The organism is Streptomyces spiramenti (assembly GCF_012034385.1).
Taxonomy (GTDB): Bacteria; Actinomycetota; Actinomycetes; order Streptomycetales; family Streptomycetaceae; genus Streptomyces; species Streptomyces spiramenti.
In genome coordinates this window covers 1-17,909 of sequence record NZ_JAAVJB010000013.1, presented here as the reverse complement: position 1 = coordinate 17,909, position 17,909 = coordinate 1, and the positions used below count along the sequence as shown (strand labels likewise).

Annotated in this window: 13 protein-coding genes; 8 read left to right on the top strand and 5 right to left on the bottom strand. The window is 73.5% G+C overall.

Going from position 1 to position 17,909, the window contains the following annotated elements; translation table 11 throughout:
* Positions 1 to 129: 129 nt before the first annotated feature.
* Positions 130 to 996 (bottom strand): GNAT family N-acetyltransferase, encoded by an 867-nt coding sequence (locus tag HCJ92_RS03310; protein ID WP_167931864.1) that lies wholly within the window; start codon positions 994 to 996, stop codon positions 130 to 132.
* Positions 997 to 1,284: 288 nt separating this feature from the next.
* On the opposite strand from HCJ92_RS03310, the gene HCJ92_RS03305 reads away from it, so the two are divergent.
* Positions 1,285 to 1,902, top strand: a complete 618-nt coding sequence (locus HCJ92_RS03305; RefSeq protein WP_167931863.1) for a DUF433 domain-containing protein — start codon at positions 1,285 to 1,287, stop codon at positions 1,900 to 1,902.
* 529 nt (positions 1,903 to 2,431) lie between these two features.
* On the opposite strand, the gene HCJ92_RS03300 is transcribed toward HCJ92_RS03305, so the two are convergent.
* Positions 2,432 to 2,929 (bottom strand): DUF6194 family protein, encoded by a 498-nt coding sequence (locus HCJ92_RS03300; protein ID WP_167931862.1) that lies wholly within the window; start codon positions 2,927 to 2,929, stop codon positions 2,432 to 2,434.
* A gap of 179 nt (positions 2,930 to 3,108) precedes the next feature.
* On the bottom strand, positions 3,109 to 5,172 hold the full coding sequence (locus HCJ92_RS03295; RefSeq protein ID WP_167931861.1) for a SpoIIE family protein phosphatase: 2,064 nt from the start codon (positions 5,170 to 5,172) through the stop codon (positions 3,109 to 3,111).
* Positions 5,173 to 5,346: 174 nt separating this feature from the next.
* Here HCJ92_RS03295 and aspS point away from each other — a divergent pair, with 174 nt between their 5' ends.
* Both aspS and HCJ92_RS03285 read left to right on the top strand, forming a co-directional pair.
* Positions 5,347 to 7,155, top strand: coding sequence for an aspartate--tRNA ligase (aspS, locus tag HCJ92_RS03290; protein ID WP_167931860.1), 1,809 nt, complete (start codon positions 5,347 to 5,349; stop codon positions 7,153 to 7,155).
* A 671-nt stretch (positions 7,156 to 7,826) separates the two neighbouring features.
* Positions 7,827 to 9,533 carry an ABC-F family ATP-binding cassette domain-containing protein gene (locus tag HCJ92_RS03285; RefSeq protein WP_167931859.1) on the top strand — a complete coding sequence of 569 codons (1,707 nt, stop codon included), beginning with the start codon at positions 7,827 to 7,829 and terminating at the stop codon, positions 9,531 to 9,533.
* 165 nt (positions 9,534 to 9,698) lie between these two features.
* Here HCJ92_RS03285 and HCJ92_RS03280 read toward each other — a convergent pair whose 3' ends face one another.
* Positions 9,699 to 12,134, bottom strand: a complete 2,436-nt coding sequence (locus tag HCJ92_RS03280) for a heavy metal translocating P-type ATPase (RefSeq protein WP_167931858.1) — start codon at positions 12,132 to 12,134, stop codon at positions 9,699 to 9,701.
* Positions 12,135 to 12,370: 236 nt separating this feature from the next.
* On the opposite strand from HCJ92_RS03280, the gene HCJ92_RS03275 reads away from it, so the two are divergent.
* Complete coding sequence (locus HCJ92_RS03275; RefSeq protein WP_167931857.1) at positions 12,371 to 12,619, top strand: hypothetical protein; 249 nt, start codon at positions 12,371 to 12,373, stop codon at positions 12,617 to 12,619.
* A gap of 123 nt (positions 12,620 to 12,742) precedes the next feature.
* The gene (locus HCJ92_RS03270; protein WP_167931856.1) at positions 12,743 to 13,603 is read left to right on the top strand and encodes a class I SAM-dependent methyltransferase; all 861 of its coding nucleotides are present in this window, start codon (positions 12,743 to 12,745) and stop codon (positions 13,601 to 13,603) included.
* A 90-nt stretch (positions 13,604 to 13,693) separates the two neighbouring features.
* On the opposite strand, the gene erm is transcribed toward HCJ92_RS03270, so the two are convergent.
* Positions 13,694 to 14,608 carry a 23S ribosomal RNA methyltransferase Erm gene (gene erm, locus HCJ92_RS03265; RefSeq protein ID WP_420824666.1) on the bottom strand — a complete coding sequence of 305 codons (915 nt, stop codon included), beginning with the start codon at positions 14,606 to 14,608 and terminating at the stop codon, positions 13,694 to 13,696.
* Positions 14,609 to 15,165: 557 nt separating this feature from the next.
* Here erm and HCJ92_RS03260 point away from each other — a divergent pair.
* Genes HCJ92_RS03260 through HCJ92_RS03250 form a run of 3 tightly spaced genes read left to right on the top strand, consistent with a single transcriptional unit; the run spans position 15,166 to position 17,836 of the window.
* Positions 15,166 to 15,750 (top strand): NADPH-dependent FMN reductase, encoded by a 585-nt coding sequence (locus HCJ92_RS03260; protein WP_167931854.1) that lies wholly within the window; start codon positions 15,166 to 15,168, stop codon positions 15,748 to 15,750.
* A 50-nt stretch (positions 15,751 to 15,800) separates the two neighbouring features.
* On the top strand, positions 15,801 to 16,901 hold the full coding sequence (locus HCJ92_RS03255; RefSeq protein ID WP_167931853.1) for an ATP-binding cassette domain-containing protein: 1,101 nt from the start codon (positions 15,801 to 15,803) through the stop codon (positions 16,899 to 16,901).
* Positions 16,898 to 17,836 (top strand): ABC transporter permease, encoded by a 939-nt coding sequence (locus HCJ92_RS03250; RefSeq protein WP_167931852.1) that lies wholly within the window; start codon positions 16,898 to 16,900, stop codon positions 17,834 to 17,836. Before HCJ92_RS03255 ends, HCJ92_RS03250 begins: the two co-directional genes overlap by 4 nt.
* The last annotated feature ends 73 nt before the right edge of the window (positions 17,837 to 17,909 follow it).

The following is a 17,909-nucleotide window of genomic DNA, read 5'->3' as shown; positions in this document are numbered from 1 at the left end:
GGCGAGGCCGACCGGGGCGGCGTGCGTCGCGCCGGTCCGCCTCGCCGTTCCGGGCGGCGGCGTCCGGAGCCGGGGCGCCGGGCCCCGTGGGCGGGGCCGCCGGTCCTGACCCAGCCCGGACAGGCCGGGTCAGGACGGGCGGCGGCTGTCGTGAGTTTCGGGGAGCGCGCGGAAGCCCGCAGCGCGGTAGGTCGCGACGGCGGGACCGTTGGCGCTCGGGGTGGTGACCAGCGCGCACGACGCCCCCAGCCCTCGGAGGGCCGACGCGGCGGCGACGGCCATCACCCGGCCGTGGCCGCGTCCGCGGTGCTCCGCGTGGACGCCCAGCGGTTCGAGCAGGCCGGGACGGCCCGGCCCGGCGGACCACACCGTCGCGGTCGCGACGGGCGACCCCCGGTCGTCGTACGCCACCAGGCACCGCGCGTCGGCGTAGGGCGCTCCCGCAGCCATGCAGTCCCAGCGCTCCCGCGTGAACGTGGAGCCGGTGAACGCCGCGCGCTGCACGGCCACTCGGTCCGCGACCCGGTCGGGGCCGGCCACCTCGACGCGCAGGCCGGGGTCGGGGACGGGGTCGGTGAGGTCGCGGCGCAGCGGGGTCCAGCGCTCGTCGGCCGCCCAGCCGCGCTCGGCGAGCAGCCGGTGCACGGAGGTCGCCATGGGCGCCTCGACGAACGCCCGACCCGCGCCGAGGATGCCGTGCGCGGGATCGGCCAGATCTCTGACGAGCCGATCGGCCAACTCGCCGTCCCCGTACGCCTCCGGTGCGACGTTCAGCCGCAGCAGCCCGGGGCCGTCGAGCAGGCCGACCGCGACCGGTTCCCCGTGCCTGGTCCAGACGCGGAGCGCCGCCGTCGTGGCCGCCGGGCCGAACCGGTGGAACCAGCCGACGTCCCCGGGGTGGAGTTGGACGGCCGCGCCGTCGCCCTGCCACACCCGGAGCGCGTCCAGCACGGCGTCCATCATGTCGGGGCCCGGGGTTCGGAGCTCGATCGTCATGGGCCCGATGAGACACCGATCCGGCCGATGTACGCACCCGGTTTTCACCGCGCGACGTGCGCGGCGGCCCCCGCCCGTCCCGGGGGTGAGACCAGGGCCGAAACTCGACGGCCTCTTGGACCGGGGTCACCGTCGCCCGTCATCCGGTGTCACCTCTTCGGGTCAAGAGCGCCAACGTGCGACCGACCACTGTTGACGGGGTGTGGCTGTGCCCGCGGCGAGCTGCCATGGTGCCGGTACGAACTGCGATCCGTCCCGGGGGTGAGACTCATGGCCTACCCGACACGTATGGCTGCTGCCCTGTCCGGAGCCACCACGGGTCAGCTGCGGACCTGGCGGCAGGACCGCGGCCAGGGCCCCGTTCTGCGCCCCGAGCTGTCCTCCCGCCCTGCCCTCTACTCCTTTCGCGACGTGCTGGCCCTCCGCACGTTCGCGCACCTGCGGCAGGACGTATCGCTGCAGAAGATCCGCAAAGCGCTGGCCAACCTGAAGAAGATCGGCGAGGTGGAGCACCTCTCCGGCTACTCGCTCGTCGCCGATCACGGTTCGATCGTGCTCGTCGGGGACGACGACCACGGGACAGACCTGGTCGCCCGGCCGGGCCAGCGTGTGATCGCGACCCTGGCCGACATCCTGCTGGAGTTCGCCCCCCGCCCCGGCGTCGTGGTCCCTCACCTGCTGCAGCCGAAACCGCACGTCTCCGTCGATCCCCGAACCCAGGGCGGAGCGCCCGTCATCACCGGTACCCGGGTGCCGTTCGACGTCGTCGCGGAGCTGGTCGAGGACGGCGTGCGACCGGAGGACATCGCGGCGTACTACCCGGGGGTGTCGGCCGATGCCGCGCGCGAGGCGGCCTCCTTCGCGCTGTCCGTGGACAGCTGTACCAGCGGTGCGCGTTCTGCCTGATGCGGATTCTGATCGACGAGAACGTGCCGGTGCAGTTGGTGGAGATGCTGCGGCGCCTCCTCCCGGACCACCAGGTCGACCACGTGGGGCAGATCCGGTGAGCGGGGAAGAAGGACTTGTCGCTGCTGCCCGACGCGGCTCACCGGGTCTACCCGGTGTTCCTCACCAAGGACTCCCGCCAGCTCGACGATCCGGATGAGACCGACGCCATCAAGAAGTCCGGCATGCACCACGTCAGGTTCAGTCAGACGCAGCGCAGCCGGGCCGACCTCGGCCTTTCCATGGGCGCGGTGGTGGCGGCAATGCCCCTGATCGTCGAGGAGCTACATCTCGCACCAGGGCAGCGGCTGTTCCACATCAAGGGGGGCTCGACCCAGCGGCCAAGCACCGGTTCGAGCAGGTCGACCCCGCCACCGCACCGGCCTACTGGCCTCGCTGACGGCACGCGAGTTCCCCCGGCGTACGGCCTTCCATGGGGTCGCATTGCTCGCCTCGCCGGACGTCAGGCTGACGGGCGGCCGGCGGAGGGTCAGCCGGTGGTGTCGCGGCGTTCCGCGCGGCGGCGGGCGTCCTCGTGGGCCGAGCGCAGCAGGCGCAGCAGCTCCGGGAGGCTCCGTTCGGTGGGATTGACGATCGCCACCCACCCGTGGGACCGGTACACCGGGTGCGGCTGGAGGACGTCGGTGGCGGCGTGGTCGCGGTCAGCGGCGGGGCCGTCCTCCGAGTTGCCGATGCCGAGGAGTTCGTCGAACGGCACGTGGTCGGCCCAGGCGTTGGGCACGTCGGTCGGGAAGGCGTCCCGGCGCGTGGGGACCGTGCCGCCGTTGCGCAGCCGGAGCAGGGTGAGCAGTTCCGGGGGCAGTGCCACGCCGAGGGTGTGTTCCGCCTCGGCGACGGCGTCGTCCGTCAGCGGCGGGTGGTGAGCGTCGTCTCCGGCGTCCGCCTCCGGCAGGGCATCCGCATCGGGATCGACGCAGGTGTCGGGCGCGTCCCAGAACGTCGCGCTGATCTCCTCGAAACGTGCCATGTCGCGGAACCTACGAGACGCCTCGGACAACCGGGCGCCGGACGCGGTGCGCCCTACCGCTGGAGCGGCCCGGCCCGCGATCAGGACCTGCGCCCGAAGCCCGCGACCGGCGCGCGCACCCCGCACCCCGCACGCCGGGCGTCCGTCGGTCGGCTCGCCCCCGCGCGGTCCCGGGTGGCTCAGCCGGGCTGCGAGAGCCGCTCCTGGAGTTCGAACCAGGTCGCCTTGCCGTCGCCGCGCGGGTCGACGCCCCAGGCGTCGGCGAGGTTCTCCATCAGCAGCAGCCCGCGGCCGGAGGAGGCCATCTCGCCGGGTTCGCGGCGGCGCGGCAGGTCGTCGCTGCCGTCGGCGACCTCGACGCGGAGCCGCCGCCCGCCGCTCGGACCGGTGATCTCGACGGTGAGCCGGGCGTCGGTGTCGGTGTGCACCAGCACGTTGGTGAGCATCTCGGAGAGCATCAGCACGGCGCCGTCGGTCTGGTCCGCGTCCGCCCAGTCGTGGAGCAGTTCGGCGAACTGGTGGCGAGCCTCGGCGATGCTGCCGGGTGCGGCCTGGTCGACGGTGACGACCAGCCGCCGTTCCGGGGCCTCGGGGCGCTGGAGGCTGAACAGCAGGAGCGCGATGTCGTCCTCGCGCCGGTCGGTGAGGGGGCCGGTGTGGCTGTGGCTGGGCGGCCCGTGCACACCCTCGATGAGACGGTCGGCCAACTTCTCCAGGTCGTCGGCGGGCTCGCCCCGCAGGATGCCGGCAAGGCGCGCCCAGCCGGTGTCCAGGGTGTGGCCGCCGGTCTCCAGGAGTCCGTCGGTGAACATCAGCAGCGTCTCGTCGCGCTGGAGGGTGATGCGGGTGGTCGGGTAGGACCAGTCGGGGACGATGCCCAGCGGCGGCCCACCGACCGTCGGTCGCTGCACGGGGGTGCCGTCGCCGAGCCGTACCGCGGGGTCGGGGTGGCCGGCGCGGGCGACGTCCAGGGTGCCGGTGCGGGGGTCGGCCTCCAGGTAGAGGCAGGTGGCGAACCGGGCGTCGCCGGAGAGCGGCATTCCGGAGAGGAACCGTGAGGCGCGGGAGAGGACGGTGTCGGGGCGGTGGCCCTCGGCTGCGTAGGCGCGGAGCGCGATGCGGAGCTGCGCCATGATCGCGGCGGCGCGGACGTCGTGTCCCTGGACATCGCCGATGACCAGGGCGACCCGGTCGGAGGGCAGCGGGATCACGTCGTACCAGTCGCCGCCGATCTGGAGGCCGCCGCCGGTGGGGACGTAGCGGGCGATGAGCTGCGCGCCGGGGATGTCGGGGTTGGCGGCAGGCGCCATCGTGTGCTGCAGGTCGGCGGAGAGTTCGCGCTCGGTCTCGAAGACGTGGGTCCGGGCGAGCGCCTGCGCCAGCATGCGGGCGACGGTGGTGAGCACGGACCGCTCGTCGGGGCTGAAGGAGACCGGCTCGGGGAAGGACGCCATCCAGGCGCCGATCGTCCGGCCGCCGACGATCAGCGGCAGGTAGGCCCAGGCGCAGCGGCCGAACTCCTTCACGTAGGGCCACGCCTCGGGGAACCGGCGCTGGTACTCGGCCGGGCCCGGGACGTACACGGCGCGGCCGGTGCGGATGGCCTCCGCGGCGGGGTACGGCGAGTCCAGGGTGGGGGCGAAGCCGCGGGCCGCCTGGCGGCGCTGCGGGGTGGCGGAGATCGAGTAGCCGTGGTGGCCGACGACGGTGAGCTCCCCCGCCTCGACGCCGAAGACGATCAGTCCGTCGGGTGAGAAGCCGGGAAGGGCCAGTCCCGCGGCGACGCGCAGCACCTCGCCGGTGGTGCGGGCCTCGGCGAGGGCACGGCCCGCGTCCAGGAGGAACGCCTCCCGGGAGAGCCGCCAGTCCCGGCCGAGGGGGGCGGCGACGGCGGTGCTGGGCGGCACCTCCATCAGGGTGCCGCTCATCGCGAAGTCGTCGCCGTCGCCGTGGGCGCGGACCCGCGCGCGGAGAGTGCACGCATCCGTCCCGTCGGGCGCGATGACGCGGAGCCGGCTCTCGCCGATGCGTTCCTCGGCGGCGCTGAGGGTGGCCACGCGGTACAGCTCGATGTAGTCCTCGACATGGACCCGGGCGCGGACGGTGGCCTCGCCGATGGTGGTGTACCGCTCGGGCAGGCCGAAGAGTCCGGCGGCGGTGGCGTCGAGCGTGACCAGACCAGTCGCGTGGTCCCAGCGCCAGAGTCCGGTCCCTGCCGCGGCCAGCACATCCTCGGTGCGCATTTGTCTCACTTTATGCGTAAGTACGCCCGAACGGCGAGAGGGCTAGGCCGGGGCGGTAGTCTGAGGTGCCCCCGGCTGTCGCTGTCGTGGCCGCTGTCGCTCCGCCGTCGGCGGCCCGTCGGCATGCCGGCGGTGAACCGTTGACCCTGGCTCTCGGACGACTTGGATTGAGCGATGCACCGGTACCGGTCCCACACCTGCGGCGAACTGCGCTCCGCGGACATCGGCAGTGATGTCCGGCTGTCGGGCTGGCTGCACAATCGCCGGAACCTGGGCGGCATCCTCTTCATCGATGTCCGGGACCACTACGGCATCACGCAGCTGGTGGTCCGCCCCGGTACCGACGCGAACGAGCGGCTGTCGTCCCTGTCGAAGGAGACGGTGATCCGCGTCGACGGCTCGGTCGTGGCCCGCGGCGCCGACAACGTCAACCCGGAGCTGCCGACCGGCGAGGTCGAGGTGGAGGTCTCGGGCCTGGAGGTCCTCGGCGGCGCCGAGCAGATCCCGTTCACCATCAACGCCGAGGACGGCGTCAACGAGGAGCGGCGCCTGGAGTACCGCTTCCTCGACCTGCGCCGTGAGCGGATGCACCGCAACATCCTGCTGCGCTCGGCCGTGATCTCCGCGATCCGGCAGAAGATGACCGCGCAGGGCTTCAACGAGATGGCGACGCCGATCCTGTCGGCGACCTCCCCCGAGGGCGCCCGCGACTTCCTGGTGCCCTCGCGGCTGCACGCCGGCAAGTTCTACGCACTGCCGCAGGCGCCGCAGCAGTTCAAGCAGCTGCTGATGATCGCGGGCTTCGACCGCTACTTCCAGATCGCGCCGTGCTTCCGCGACGAGGACGCCCGCGCCGACCGCTCCCCCGGCGAGTTCTACCAGCTCGACGTCGAGATGAGCTTCGTCGAGCAGGAGGACGTCTTCGTCGTCATCGAGAAGGTGATGACGGAGCTGTTCGAGGAGTTCGGCAACGGCAAGCACGTCACCTCGCCGTTCCCGCGCATCCCGTTCCGGGAGGCCATGGAGAAGTACGGCTCGGACAAGCCGGACCTGCGCGCCCAGCTCGAACTCGTCGACGTCACCGACGTGTTCGCCGGCTCGGAGTTCAAGGCGTTCGCCGGCAAGCACGTCCGCGCCCTCGCGGTGCCGGACACCGGCGACCAGCCGCGCAAGTTCTTCGACCAGATGGGCGAGTTCGCCGTCGAGCAGGGCGCGAAGGGCCTGGCCTGGGTCCGCGTCGGCGAGGGCAACGCCCTGACCGGCCCCATCGCCAAGTTCCTCACCGAGGAGAACACCACCGCGCTCGTGGAGCGCCTCGGCGCCAAGGCCGGCACGGCGATCTTCTTCGGCGCCGGCGAGTACGACGAGGTCTCCAAGATCATGGGCGCGGTCCGCGTCGAGGCCGCGCGCCGGACGGGTCACTTCGAGGAGAACGTCTACCGGTTCTGCTGGATCGTGGACTTCCCGATGTTCGAGAAGAACGAGGACACCGGGCAGATCGAGTTCTCGCACAACCCGTTCTCCATGCCGCAGGGCGGGCTGGAGGCCCTCAACAGCAAGGACCCGCTGGACATCCTGGCGTGGCAGTACGACATCGTCTGCAACGGCACCGAGCTGTCCTCCGGCGCGATCCGGAACCACGAGCCCGAGATCATGTACCGCGCGTTCGAGATCGCGGGCTACTCCAACGAGGACGTCGAGCGTGAGTTCGGCGGCATGCTGCGGGCCTTCACCTTCGGCGCGCCGCCGCACGGCGGCATCGCTCCCGGTGTGGACCGCATCGTGATGCTGCTGGCGGACGAGCCCAACATCCGCGAGACCATCGCCTTCCCGCTCAACGGCAACGCGCAGGACCTGCTGATGGGCGCGCCGTCCACGGTCGACGAGTCGCGGCTCAAGGAGCTGCACCTGTCGCTGCGGCCCTCCGCCCAGCAGGCGCTGAAGGCGGCTGCCGAGGCCAAGGACGGCGACGCCGCGCAGTAGGCGCGTCACCCGAGACGACGGCCCCGGCCGCCACCCCGCACCGGGGTGGCGGCCGGGGTCTTCTCCGTGTCCTTCCGCCGCCGCTCCCGTTGTGCGAACGGCTGACGCGGTGCCGGCAGGTTCCCGTCGCGCGCCCGGCAGGCGGCGGCTCCCGGCACTCGCGCTGCCGACTCCTCGGGCGGTCCGGTGAGTCGCAACGTTGTCCACAGCCTGGGGACAACGCATCGTGCCCGCGCGTGCGACGCGTCGGAAACCGGTGGGCAGGCCCGGCGGGGCGCGGTACAGTCGAAAACGTCCTGTTGTCTCCGATAGAGGTGGACGTTGCGCATCTGAGGTACGCGAACATCGCGCGGTACGGCACGGCCGTACGGCGTCACGCGCTCGCAGGCCCCTTCCCCGGTGGCCGCCCGCCCGTGACGTCCCGCGTGGACGCGACCTCGGTGCATCCGCCGTCCCTTCCGCCGACAGGCCTCCGACGGACTCTCGCCGGTACCCGGCCGAGACGTCCCGGCAGCCCCCGGCGCCCCGCTCCCGGCAGCCCCAGGGCCGCCCGCGAGACAGGACGACTCCCCCGCACCTGATCAGCCGCTCGCCCCCGAGTCGGCCCGGTCGTCACCGCACGGTGCTCGCAGACGAGCCCCCCGACCAGCGCTCACGACTGCGAGTGACCCATGACCCACACACCCCGCACCACCCCCGCGGGCTCCGCCCTGACCTGCTCCGCCCTGACCTTCCGGTTCGCCGACGGCACTCCCGTCCTGGACGACCTGTCGATGACGGTGCCGCGCGGGCGCACCGGCCTCGTCGGCGCCAACGGCAGCGGCAAGTCGACCCTGCTGAAGCTGCTCGCCGGGCAGCTGCGGCCCGAGAGCGGATCGGTCGGCGTGACCGGCAGCCTGGCGTTGCTGCCGCAGAACATCACCCTCGACACCGGGCTCCGCGTCGAGCAGGCGCTCGGTATCGCCGAGCAGCGCGCGGCCGTCCGCGCCATCGAGTCCGGGGACGTGGACCCCGCGCACTTCGAGACGGTCGGCGAGGACTGGGACGTCGAGGAGCGCGCCCTGGCGACGCTCGGCTCGCTCGGCCTGGACCATCTCGGGCTCGACCGGATGGTCGGGGAGATGTCGGGCGGCGAGACCGTGCTGCTGCGTCTCGCCGCACTGCTGCTGGGCAGGCCGGACGTGCTGCTGCTCGACGAACCGACCAACAACCTCGACCTGTTCGCCCGACGCCGGCTCCACGACGCCGTCGACACCTGGCGCAGCGGCATCCTCGTCGTCGTGAGCCACGACCGGGAGCTCCTGGAACGCGTGGACCGCATCGCGGAGCTGCGGTCGGGCGAGGTCGCCTGGTACGGCGGCGGCTGGTCCGCGTACCAGGAGGCCGTCGCCGCCCAGCAGGAGACCGCGGAGCGACTGCTGCGGGTGGCCGACGCCGACGTGCGGCGGCAGAAGAAGGAGTTGGAGGAGTCCCGTATCAAGATCGCCCGCCGGGAACGGCACAGCCGCCGCATGCAGGCGGAGCGCCGGGCGCCGCGCATCGTGGCGGGCAACCGCAAGCGCGCCGCGCAGGAGTCGGCGGGCAAGCTGCGCGGGCTCCACGAGGACCGACTCGACGAGGCGCGCGAGCGCCGGGACGAGGCCGCCGACGCGGTACGCGCCGACGCCGCGATCCGGGTCGACCTCCCGGCGACCGAGGTCCCCGCCGGCCGGACCGTGCTGACCGTCGAGGGGCTGCGGCTGCCCCACGGCCGGCTGCGCCACGGCGACCTGGCCGTGCACGGCCCCGAACGGGTCGCGCTGGTCGGACGGAACGGCGCCGGCAAGACGTCGCTGCTCCGGGCCGTCGCCGGGACCCTCGCCCCGGAAGCGGGACAGGCCCGTGCGCACGTCCCGCTGCGTTTCCTGCCGCAGCGGCTCGACGTCCTGGACGACGGGCTGAGCATCGCGGCCAACGTCGCGAACGTCGCTCCGGGCGTGCCGGACAACGAGATCCGGCGGCAACTCGCCCGGTTCCTGTTCCGCGGGGCCCGCGCGGAACAGCCCGCCGGGACCCTCTCCGGCGGGGAGCGATTCCGCGCGGCGCTCGCCGCCATGCTGCTGGCCTCCCCCGCGCCGCAGCTGCTGATGCTGGACGAGCCGACCAACAACCTCGACCTGGCGAGCGTCCGGCGGCTGACCGAAGCCCTCGCCTCCTACCGGGGCGCGCTGCTGATCGCCGGCCACGACCTGGCGTTCCTGGAGTCGGTGGGGGTGACCCGCTGGGTGCTGCTCGACGAGACGCTGGTGGAGAGCGGTCCCGACGAGATCCGCGCGCTGCTCGCCGACGGCGGGCGGACGGACGGCGCCGCCCCCGCGGGCGGGGACGGCGAGCGCTGAGCCGAGCCGCCGCCCCGGCGCGGGTGACCCCCGCGCGGGTGAGGCCCCGGCGCGGCGACCCCTCCCGGTCCGACCTCGGGCGTCGCCGTGCGTCCTCCGCGGCAGCGGCGGCGGTACGTCGGCTCGGAGGGGGGCGGCTCGGGGGGCGGCTCGGAGGGTGCGGTCTCAGCGTCGGGGCGTGCCGCTGTCCTCGCGGGTGAGGTCCCACGCCTCGTCGTCGGTGGCGGAGTCGGGGCCGGTGACCGAGCCTCCCGGATCGGCGGGTCGAGTCGTCGGGGAGGGCCCGGCGGCTCGCCGGTCCTGGGTGGTCCCCTCCCCCGCCGCGCGGAACGTCCGCAGTCGGAGGCTGTTGAGCACGACCGACACCGAGGAGAACGCCATGGCCGCGCCCGCCAGCATGGGGTTCAGGAGACCGGCTGCCGCCACCGGGATCGCCGCGGTGTTGTAGCCGAACGCCCAGACCAGGTTGGTCTTGATGGTGAAGAGGGTCCGCCGCGACAGGCGGATGGCGTCGGCCGCCGCCCGCAGGTCGCCCCGCACCAGCGTGAGGTCGCCCGCCTCCATGGCGGCGTCCGTGCCCGTGCCCATCGCCAGGCCCAGGTCCGCCGTGGCGAGCGCCGCCGCGTCGTTGACGCCGTCACCGACCATGGCGACGGTCCGTCCCTCCGCCTGGAGCTCCCGGATCACCGCGACCTTGTCCTCCGGCATGACCTCCGCGACGACCTCGTCGATGCCGACCTCCGCGGCGACCGCCTCGGCGACGGCCCAGTTGTCGCCCGTCAGCAGCACCGGTGTCAGCCCGAGGGCACGCAGCCGCCGGATCGCCTCCGCGCTCGTCTCCTTGACCGCGTCCGCGATCTCCAGCACGGCGCGCGCCCGGCCCTCCCAGCCGACCAGCACCGCCGTCGCGCCCCGACGCTGGGCGCCCTCCACCAACTCCGCCAGTTCGGCGGGCACATCGATACCGGACTCGGCGAAGAGCCGCGCCCGGCCCACCGACACGGTGCGGCCCTCGACCACGCCCCGCACGCCGAGGCCGGCGAGGTTGGTGAACGACGCCACCTCGGGCAACGGCCCCACGCGTTCCTCGGCACCGGCGGCGACGGCGCGGGCGATCGGATGCTCCGAGGCGTGCTCCAGCGCACCGGCCAGCCGCAGTGCTTCCCGTTCCTCGTCCTCGCCACCGGCGGCGGTGCGGACGGCGACCAGCGTCATGCGGCCGGTGGTGACGGTGCCGGTCTTGTCCAGCACGACGGTGTCGACCCGCCGGGTGTTCTCCAGGACCTCCGGACCCTTGATCAGGATGCCCAGTTGGGCGCCGCGGCCGGTGCCGACCATCAGCGCGGTCGGCGTGGCGAGCCCGAGGGCGCAGGGGCAGGCGATGATCAGTACGGCGACGGCCGCGGTGAACGCGGCCCCGAGGCCCGACCCGTTGCCCAGCCAGAAACCGAAGGCCGCGACGGCGACGCCGATCACGGACGGCACGAACACGGCCGAGACCCGGTCCGCGAGCCGCTGCACGGCGGCCTTGCCCGACTGCGCGTCCTCCACCAGCTTCGCCATGCGCGCCAGTTGGGTGTCGGAGCCGACGCGGGTGGCCTCGACCACCAGCCGTCCGGAGGTGTTGACGGTGGCGCCGGTGACGCTGTCGTCGGGCGCGACCTCGACGGGGACGGACTCCCCCGTCAGCATCGAGGCGTCGACCGCGGACTCCCCGCGCAGCACCCGTCCGTCGGTGGCGACGGTCTCGCCCGGGCGGACGACGAAGTGGTCGCCGACCTTCAGCTGTTCGACCGGCACCCGCACCTCGCGACCGTCGCGCAGCACCACCGCGTCACGCGCGCCGAGTTCCAGCAGCGCGCGCAGTGCCGCACCCGCCTTTCGCTTGGTACGGGCCTCCACGTACCGGCCGGTCAGGATGAACGCGATGACACCGGCGGCGACCTCCAGGTAGATGTTGCCGCCGGCGTCCGTTCGCGCGATGGTGAGCTCGAAGCCGTGGGTCATCCCCGGTCGACCCGCGGTCCCCAGGAACAGCGCCCAGACCGACCACAGGGTCGCGGCGGTGGTGCCTACGGAGATCAGGGTGTCCATCGTGGCGGCACCGTGCCGGGCGTTGGTCCACGCGGCCCGGTGGAACTGCCAGCCGCCCCACACCACCGCCGGTGCGGCGAGGGTCAGCGACAGCCACTGCCAGTACTCGAACTGCCAGGCGGGCACCATGGCCAGGACGATCACGGGAAGCGCCAGCGCCCACGTGACGAGCATCCGATGGCGGAGCAGCGCGAGCGAGTCGCGGCCGGGGGGCTCGGCGCTGTGCCCCCCGTAGGCGCCGTGCTCCGCCGCGTCGTCCCCCGCCGCCGCGCGGGGCGGCGGGGGCGGGACAGCGGTGTAACCGGCCCCCTCGACCGTGGCGACGAGCTCCTCGACGGCGGTGCCGTCGGCGACGGTCGCACGGGCCTTCTCGGTGGCGTAGTTGACGGTCGCGGTCACCCCGTCCATCCGATTGAGCTTCTTCTCGATACGGACGGCGCAGGCGGCGCACGTCATACCGCCGATGGACAGCTCCACCTCGGTGGCCGTCCCGGTGCCCGTCGTCATGGTCCCGTCTCCTCCTGCGCGACTCCGCGATACCCGGCGGGGGTATCTCTCTCCCGGTATACCCCCACTGGGTACGTGACGCAAGCGGCGCGGCTTCCGTCGCACGGGTTCAACAGATACCCTACGGGGGTATGCTCGGCGGCGACGGTGGCTCGGCGATCAGGAACCGGCCGACCGGCCGACCGGGAGGCGCCGGGCGACGACCCGCCACCGACCGCACGACCGAGGAGGTCCCTGTGACGACCGGCCGAACCCAGCGAGGACTCCGCGAGAGGTTCTCCGGCGACGGCGGCGACAGCGCCGCGCTGCGGATGGGCGCCTTCGCCGCCGCGCTGGCACTCGTCTTCGGCACCGCCTTCACCGTCGGCACGCTCACCGAACCCGCGGCACCGCCTCCCGTGAACGAGACGACCCCGGGCGGCGGCGGGAGCGGCGACACCGACCGGGACGAGGACCGCGACACCCCCGGCCACGGCCACGGCTGACCACCGGCCGGCGGCCACCGTGCGACGGGCAAGGGCCACCGGGCGGCAGCCCCGAACGGCACACACCGGTTGAGGAGGGGTGCCCGCGGCGGTACTTTCGGCCTATCCCGGAGGGAGACGCCGATGTCGCCTCACGCCGACCGCACGCGCAACCGCGCCGAGCTCGGGCACCGGCTGCGCTACGCGGCGCGCCACCCCGGGCGCATCGCGCCGCACGTCCGCCGCACCGCACGTGACCTCTGGCTCCGCGCGCGCCACCGCGACCACGTCGCCTACTACCGCGCCGTCATGGCCTCCGACGCCGCGCGCGACCCCCGCGCGGCCGTCGGCAGCAGGAACAACGAACGCTGGCTGGCGCTGGGCGCAATGCAGTTCGACTACCTGCTGCGCCACGGCCTGCGGCCGGACCACCACATGCTGGAGATCGGCTGCGGCAACCTCCGCGCCGGGTGGCGTTTCATCGACCACCTCGACAGCGGGCACTACTACGGCATCGACATCTCCCCCGACATCCTGGTCCACGCCAAGCGGACGCTGGTCGAGCGCGGCCTCCAGTCGAAACTGCCCCACCTCACCATGACCGACGACCTCACCCTCGACTTCCTCCCCGACGAGCACTTCCACGTCGTGCACGCCCACAGCGTCTTCTCGCACTCGCCGCCCGAGGTGATCGACGAATGCCTCGCGCACGTCGGTCGCGTGCTGCGCCCCGGCGGCTGGTTCGACTTCACCTTCGACCGGACCGAGGGCCGCGAGCACCAGGTGCTGCGGGAGGACTTCTACTACCGCACCGAGACCCTCACGGCGCTCGCGGCCTCCCACGGGCTGGAGGCCGCCTTCATGTCCGACTGGGAGGAGCTCCCCCACGGGCAGTCGAAGATCCGCGTGCTCCGGCCTGCCACCGCCCGCGGGTCCCGGGCGCGCCGCGAGGACGTCGGCCCGGCGCCCGCCGACGGCCCCGACGCGGGACACACGGACGGCTGACCGGCGCGGGGAGCGGCCTCCGCAGGTCGCGGCATGGCGACGGAGGCTGCCCCGTCGCCCGCTCGGGCGGCAGCGCTGCGGGCCGTGCCGTCAGCGCCGCCGGTCCCCTCGGTCACCACCACGAGCGCCGCCACCGCGTGCCGCACGCCGGACCTGCGCGGAGGTACCCGCCGCCCGCCCGCCGACCGCGCGGGGCGGCGCGGCTCCCGAACCGGGCGAGGTGATCCGGTGCAGGTCGGCCCAGGCCGGGGCGGAAAGCGTCCGGGGCAGGTCGCGGTCGCCGAGCCGGTGCCGCCGCGCCCAGGCCGCCGCACCGGCGGAAGACAGCGACGGGCACGCACCACGCACGATCTGTCGCACCCCCCTCCCGCGCCCGGTGAACACGGCGTGCACCAGCCCCTGGTAGCGGACGCGCTCCGACGCCGGCACCAGCGGCTCCCGCCGCCGCTCCACCAGCAGGAGGCCGCCGTCGACACCCGGCCGAGGGTGGAAAGCCCCCGCCGGGACCCGCGCCACCAGCGCGAAGTCGTACCAGGGCCACCACTGCGCTGTCATCATGGTGGCCCCGCCGACCCCGGCGCGCCGCCGAGCCACCTCCCACTGCACGAGCAGTACCGCGTCTGTCCAGTGGTCCGCGTGCAGCACCCGCCGCAGCAGCGCGGTCGTCCGGTCGAACGGCACGTTGCCGACCAGGACGAAGGGGGAGGACGGCAGTCGGTGGCGAAGGAAGTCCCCCTCCACCACTGTCACGCCCGGACCGGCCCGGCGGCGGAGCTCCCGCGCCCGCACCCCGTCCAGCTCCACGGCGGTGAGGGAGCGGCCCAGCCGCCGCATCGGCAGCGTCAACGCGCCGTCGCCCGGACCGATCTCCACGACGGGGCCGGAGGTGGCTGCGACGAGTCGCACGACCTTCTCCACCACGCCGCGGTCGACCAGGAAGTTCTGGCCGAACTCGTGGCGCCCGTCGGCGAGGGCATGCCGACCGCCCCGGCGCTCGCGGGGCACGGCGCGCTCGGGTCCGTCGGTGCGGTCGGGTCCGTCGGTGCGGGCTCGACGGCCGTCGCGGGGGTCGCGGGGATCGCTGTGGTCTCGGGGATCGCTGTGGTCTCGGGGATCGCTGTGGTCTCGGGGGTCGCTGTGGGAATGCTGGAAGGGCACGGTGCCGGACTCCGGGGCAGTGGGAAGCCGGGCAGCACGAACGGCCGCCCGGCGCTGGTCGCGCGGGGAGCGGCGGTGCGTTCGTCACGGGTGCGAGGACGGCGCCCGGAACCCCGGTGGCGGCAGCGGAGTGCGGCCGACGGGGGCGGGGGCGCGGCTCGGGAGGTGAGGGCCCGCCGCTAGGAGCGGCGGGGGCGCGTCACGGCGGCCATGGTGCAGCACATGGCCCGGACCCTACGGACGCCGCCCGGAGCGGGCAACACCTTTTCCGCGCGGCGGCCGACCGGTGTCGGACCGCGTCCGGCGGGTCTCGCGAGCCCGTCGGACGCGGTCCGCCAGAAACGATCTCGCGACAGCGAGGAGCGATCTCGCGCCCCACAGGTGAGACCGAGGAGGCACCAGGGATGAGCGAGGACCCCACCGCGGCACCGCTGCGTACCGCCGTCATCGTCGGCAGTACCCGCGAGACCCGCGCCGGTGAGGCGATCGGGAGCTGGTTCACCGCGCTCGCCACGGACCGCGACGACCACGAGATCGATCTTCTCGATCTGGCCGAGTGGGAGTTCCCAAGACGCCGGGCCGACACTCCGGACGCCACGGTCACCGAGTTCGCCCGACGGCTGCGAAGGGCCGAGAGCTTCGTCGTCGTCACGCCCGAGTACAACCGCAGCTTCCCGGCGCCGCTGAAGCAGGCCATCGACTACGGTTTCGACGAGTGGCAGGCGAAGCCCGTCGCCTTCGTCTCCTACGGCTACCGATGGGCCGGCCGCTACGCGGTCGAACAGCTGCGCTCGGTCTTCACCGAGCTTCGCGCCGTCACCCTGCGCGACGGCCTCCACCTCGACCTCCTCGACGGGACCCCCGACGACCTCGGTGGCGCGACCGGCGCCGAGGAGCGGCGATGCGTCGCCCACCAGGTACTGGACCACCTCGGCTGGTGGGGGCTCACCCTCCGCGAGGGCCGAGCGGCGCGCCCGTATCCCGGCTGACCCGCACGTCCCCGGCGACCCACCCCAACCACCACGGACGAAGGAAAGAGATGACCGACCACCACTCACCAGTGATCGAGACCAGCGGGCTGGTGAAGACCTTCGGCGACAACCGCGCCGTGGACGGCGTCGACCTGTCGGTGCCGGCCGGGGCCGTCTACGGTGTGCTCGGCCCGAACGGTGCCGGCAAGACCACCACGGTGAAGATGCTCGCGACGCTGTTGCGACCGGACGGCGGCACCGCCCGCGTCTTCGGCCACGACGTGCGGCGCGAGCCGGAGAAGGTCCGCCGCCGGGTCAGCATGACGGGGCAGTACGCCTCCCTCGACGAGGACCTCACGGGCAGCGAGAACCTGACGCTCCTCGGCCGGCTGCTCGGCTACGACAGGCGGGCCGCCCGGGAACGCGGCGACGAGTTGCTGGCCGCGTTCGGTCTGGAGGCCGCGGCCGGCCGCCAGGTCAAGAAGTACTCGGGTGGCATGCGACGCCGCGTGGACATCGCCGCCAGCCTGCTGAACATCCCCGACCTGCTCTTCCTCGACGAACCCACCACGGGGCTCGACCCGCGCAGCCGCAGCCAGGTGTGGGAGATCATCCGGACGATCGTCGCCACGGGGACCACCGTGCTGCTCACCACCCAGTACCTGGAGGAGGCGGACCAGCTCGCGGGCCGGATCGCCGTCATCGACCAGGGCCGGGTCATCGCGGAGGGCACGCCCGGCGAGCTGAAGTCGTCCGTCGGCGCCGGCGCCGTCCACGTGCGGCTGCGCGACCCCGGCCGCCGGGAGGCGGCACGGCAGGTCCTGGCGACCGCGCTCGCCACCGAGGTCCAGCTCGAAGCGGACCCCGTGGCACTGACGGCGCGGCTCTCCACCACCGGCGACGACCGGGTCGCCGCGGAACGGGCCGCCTCGGCGCTCGGCGAGCTGGCGCGGGCCGGAATCGTCGTGGACGACTTCTCGCTGGGCCGCCCCAGCCTCGACGAGGTCTTCCTGGCCATCACCGGACACCCGGCGGAGCCCCGCGACCGCGCCGCGGCGGACGCGGCACCGGCCCAGGACGGGACCGCTGCCGCCGGCCCGGGGGCCGCCTCCACGACCGACGGCGGGACCGCCCACGGCGACCGCACCACCGAAAGGACCTCGGCATGACCAGCACCAGCACCGGCGTCAGCAACGAGACCGGGGGCGGCGGGGCGGCATCGGCCGGTGGCACCGACCCGGCCGGTGGCGCGGGCCCGGCGGGCACGGGCTCGGCGGGCACGGGGGTCGCGGACCGCCCCGTCGCCGACACGCTGACGGAACTGCTCGTCAACCGGGAGCGGCCACCGCGTCCCGGGCCGGTCTCCGCCTCCGCCACCTTCGGTTGGCGCGCCATGCTGAAGATCAAGCACGTGCCGGAGCAGCTCGCCGACGTCACGGTCTTCCCGATCATCATGACCCTGATGTTCACCTTCCTCTTCGGAGGTGCGCTGGCGGGCTCGACCACCGAGTACCTGCAGTACCTGCTGCCGGGGATCATGGTCATGAGCGTCGTCATGACGACGATGTACACCGGTGTCTCGGTCAACAACGACATCGAGAAGGGCGTCTTCGACCGCTTCCGCACGCTGGCGGTCTGGCGGCCGTCACCGATGGTGGGCTACCTGCTCGGGGACGCCTTCCGCTACACCGTCGCTTCCGCGGTGATCCTCACGGTCGGTCTCATCCTCGGGTTCCGGCCCGACGGCGGAGTCGTGGGCGTCCTGGCGGGAGTCGGCCTGCTGGTCGTCTTCTGCTTCGCGTTCTCGTGGATCTGGACCATGTTCGGGCTGCTGCTGCGCTCGGAGAAGTCCGTCATGGGCGTCTCCATGATGGTGCTCTTCCCGATGACCTTCCTCAGCAACATCCTGGTCGAGCCGGAGACGATGCCCGGCTGGCTCCAGGGGTTCGTCGAGGTCAACCCCATCGCGCATCTGGTGGCGGCTGTCCGCGACCTGATGGCCGGCCACGTCAACACCGGTGAGATCACCTGGACGCTCGTCGCGGGCGGGCTGATCATGGCCGTCTTCGGCACGCTGACGATGCGGCTGTACAACCGCAAGTGACGGGGGCCGCCGGTCACCCCGCCGGTCACCCGACCGTCGCCCCGCCCACCGCCGTTCGGCCGGTGGGCGGGGC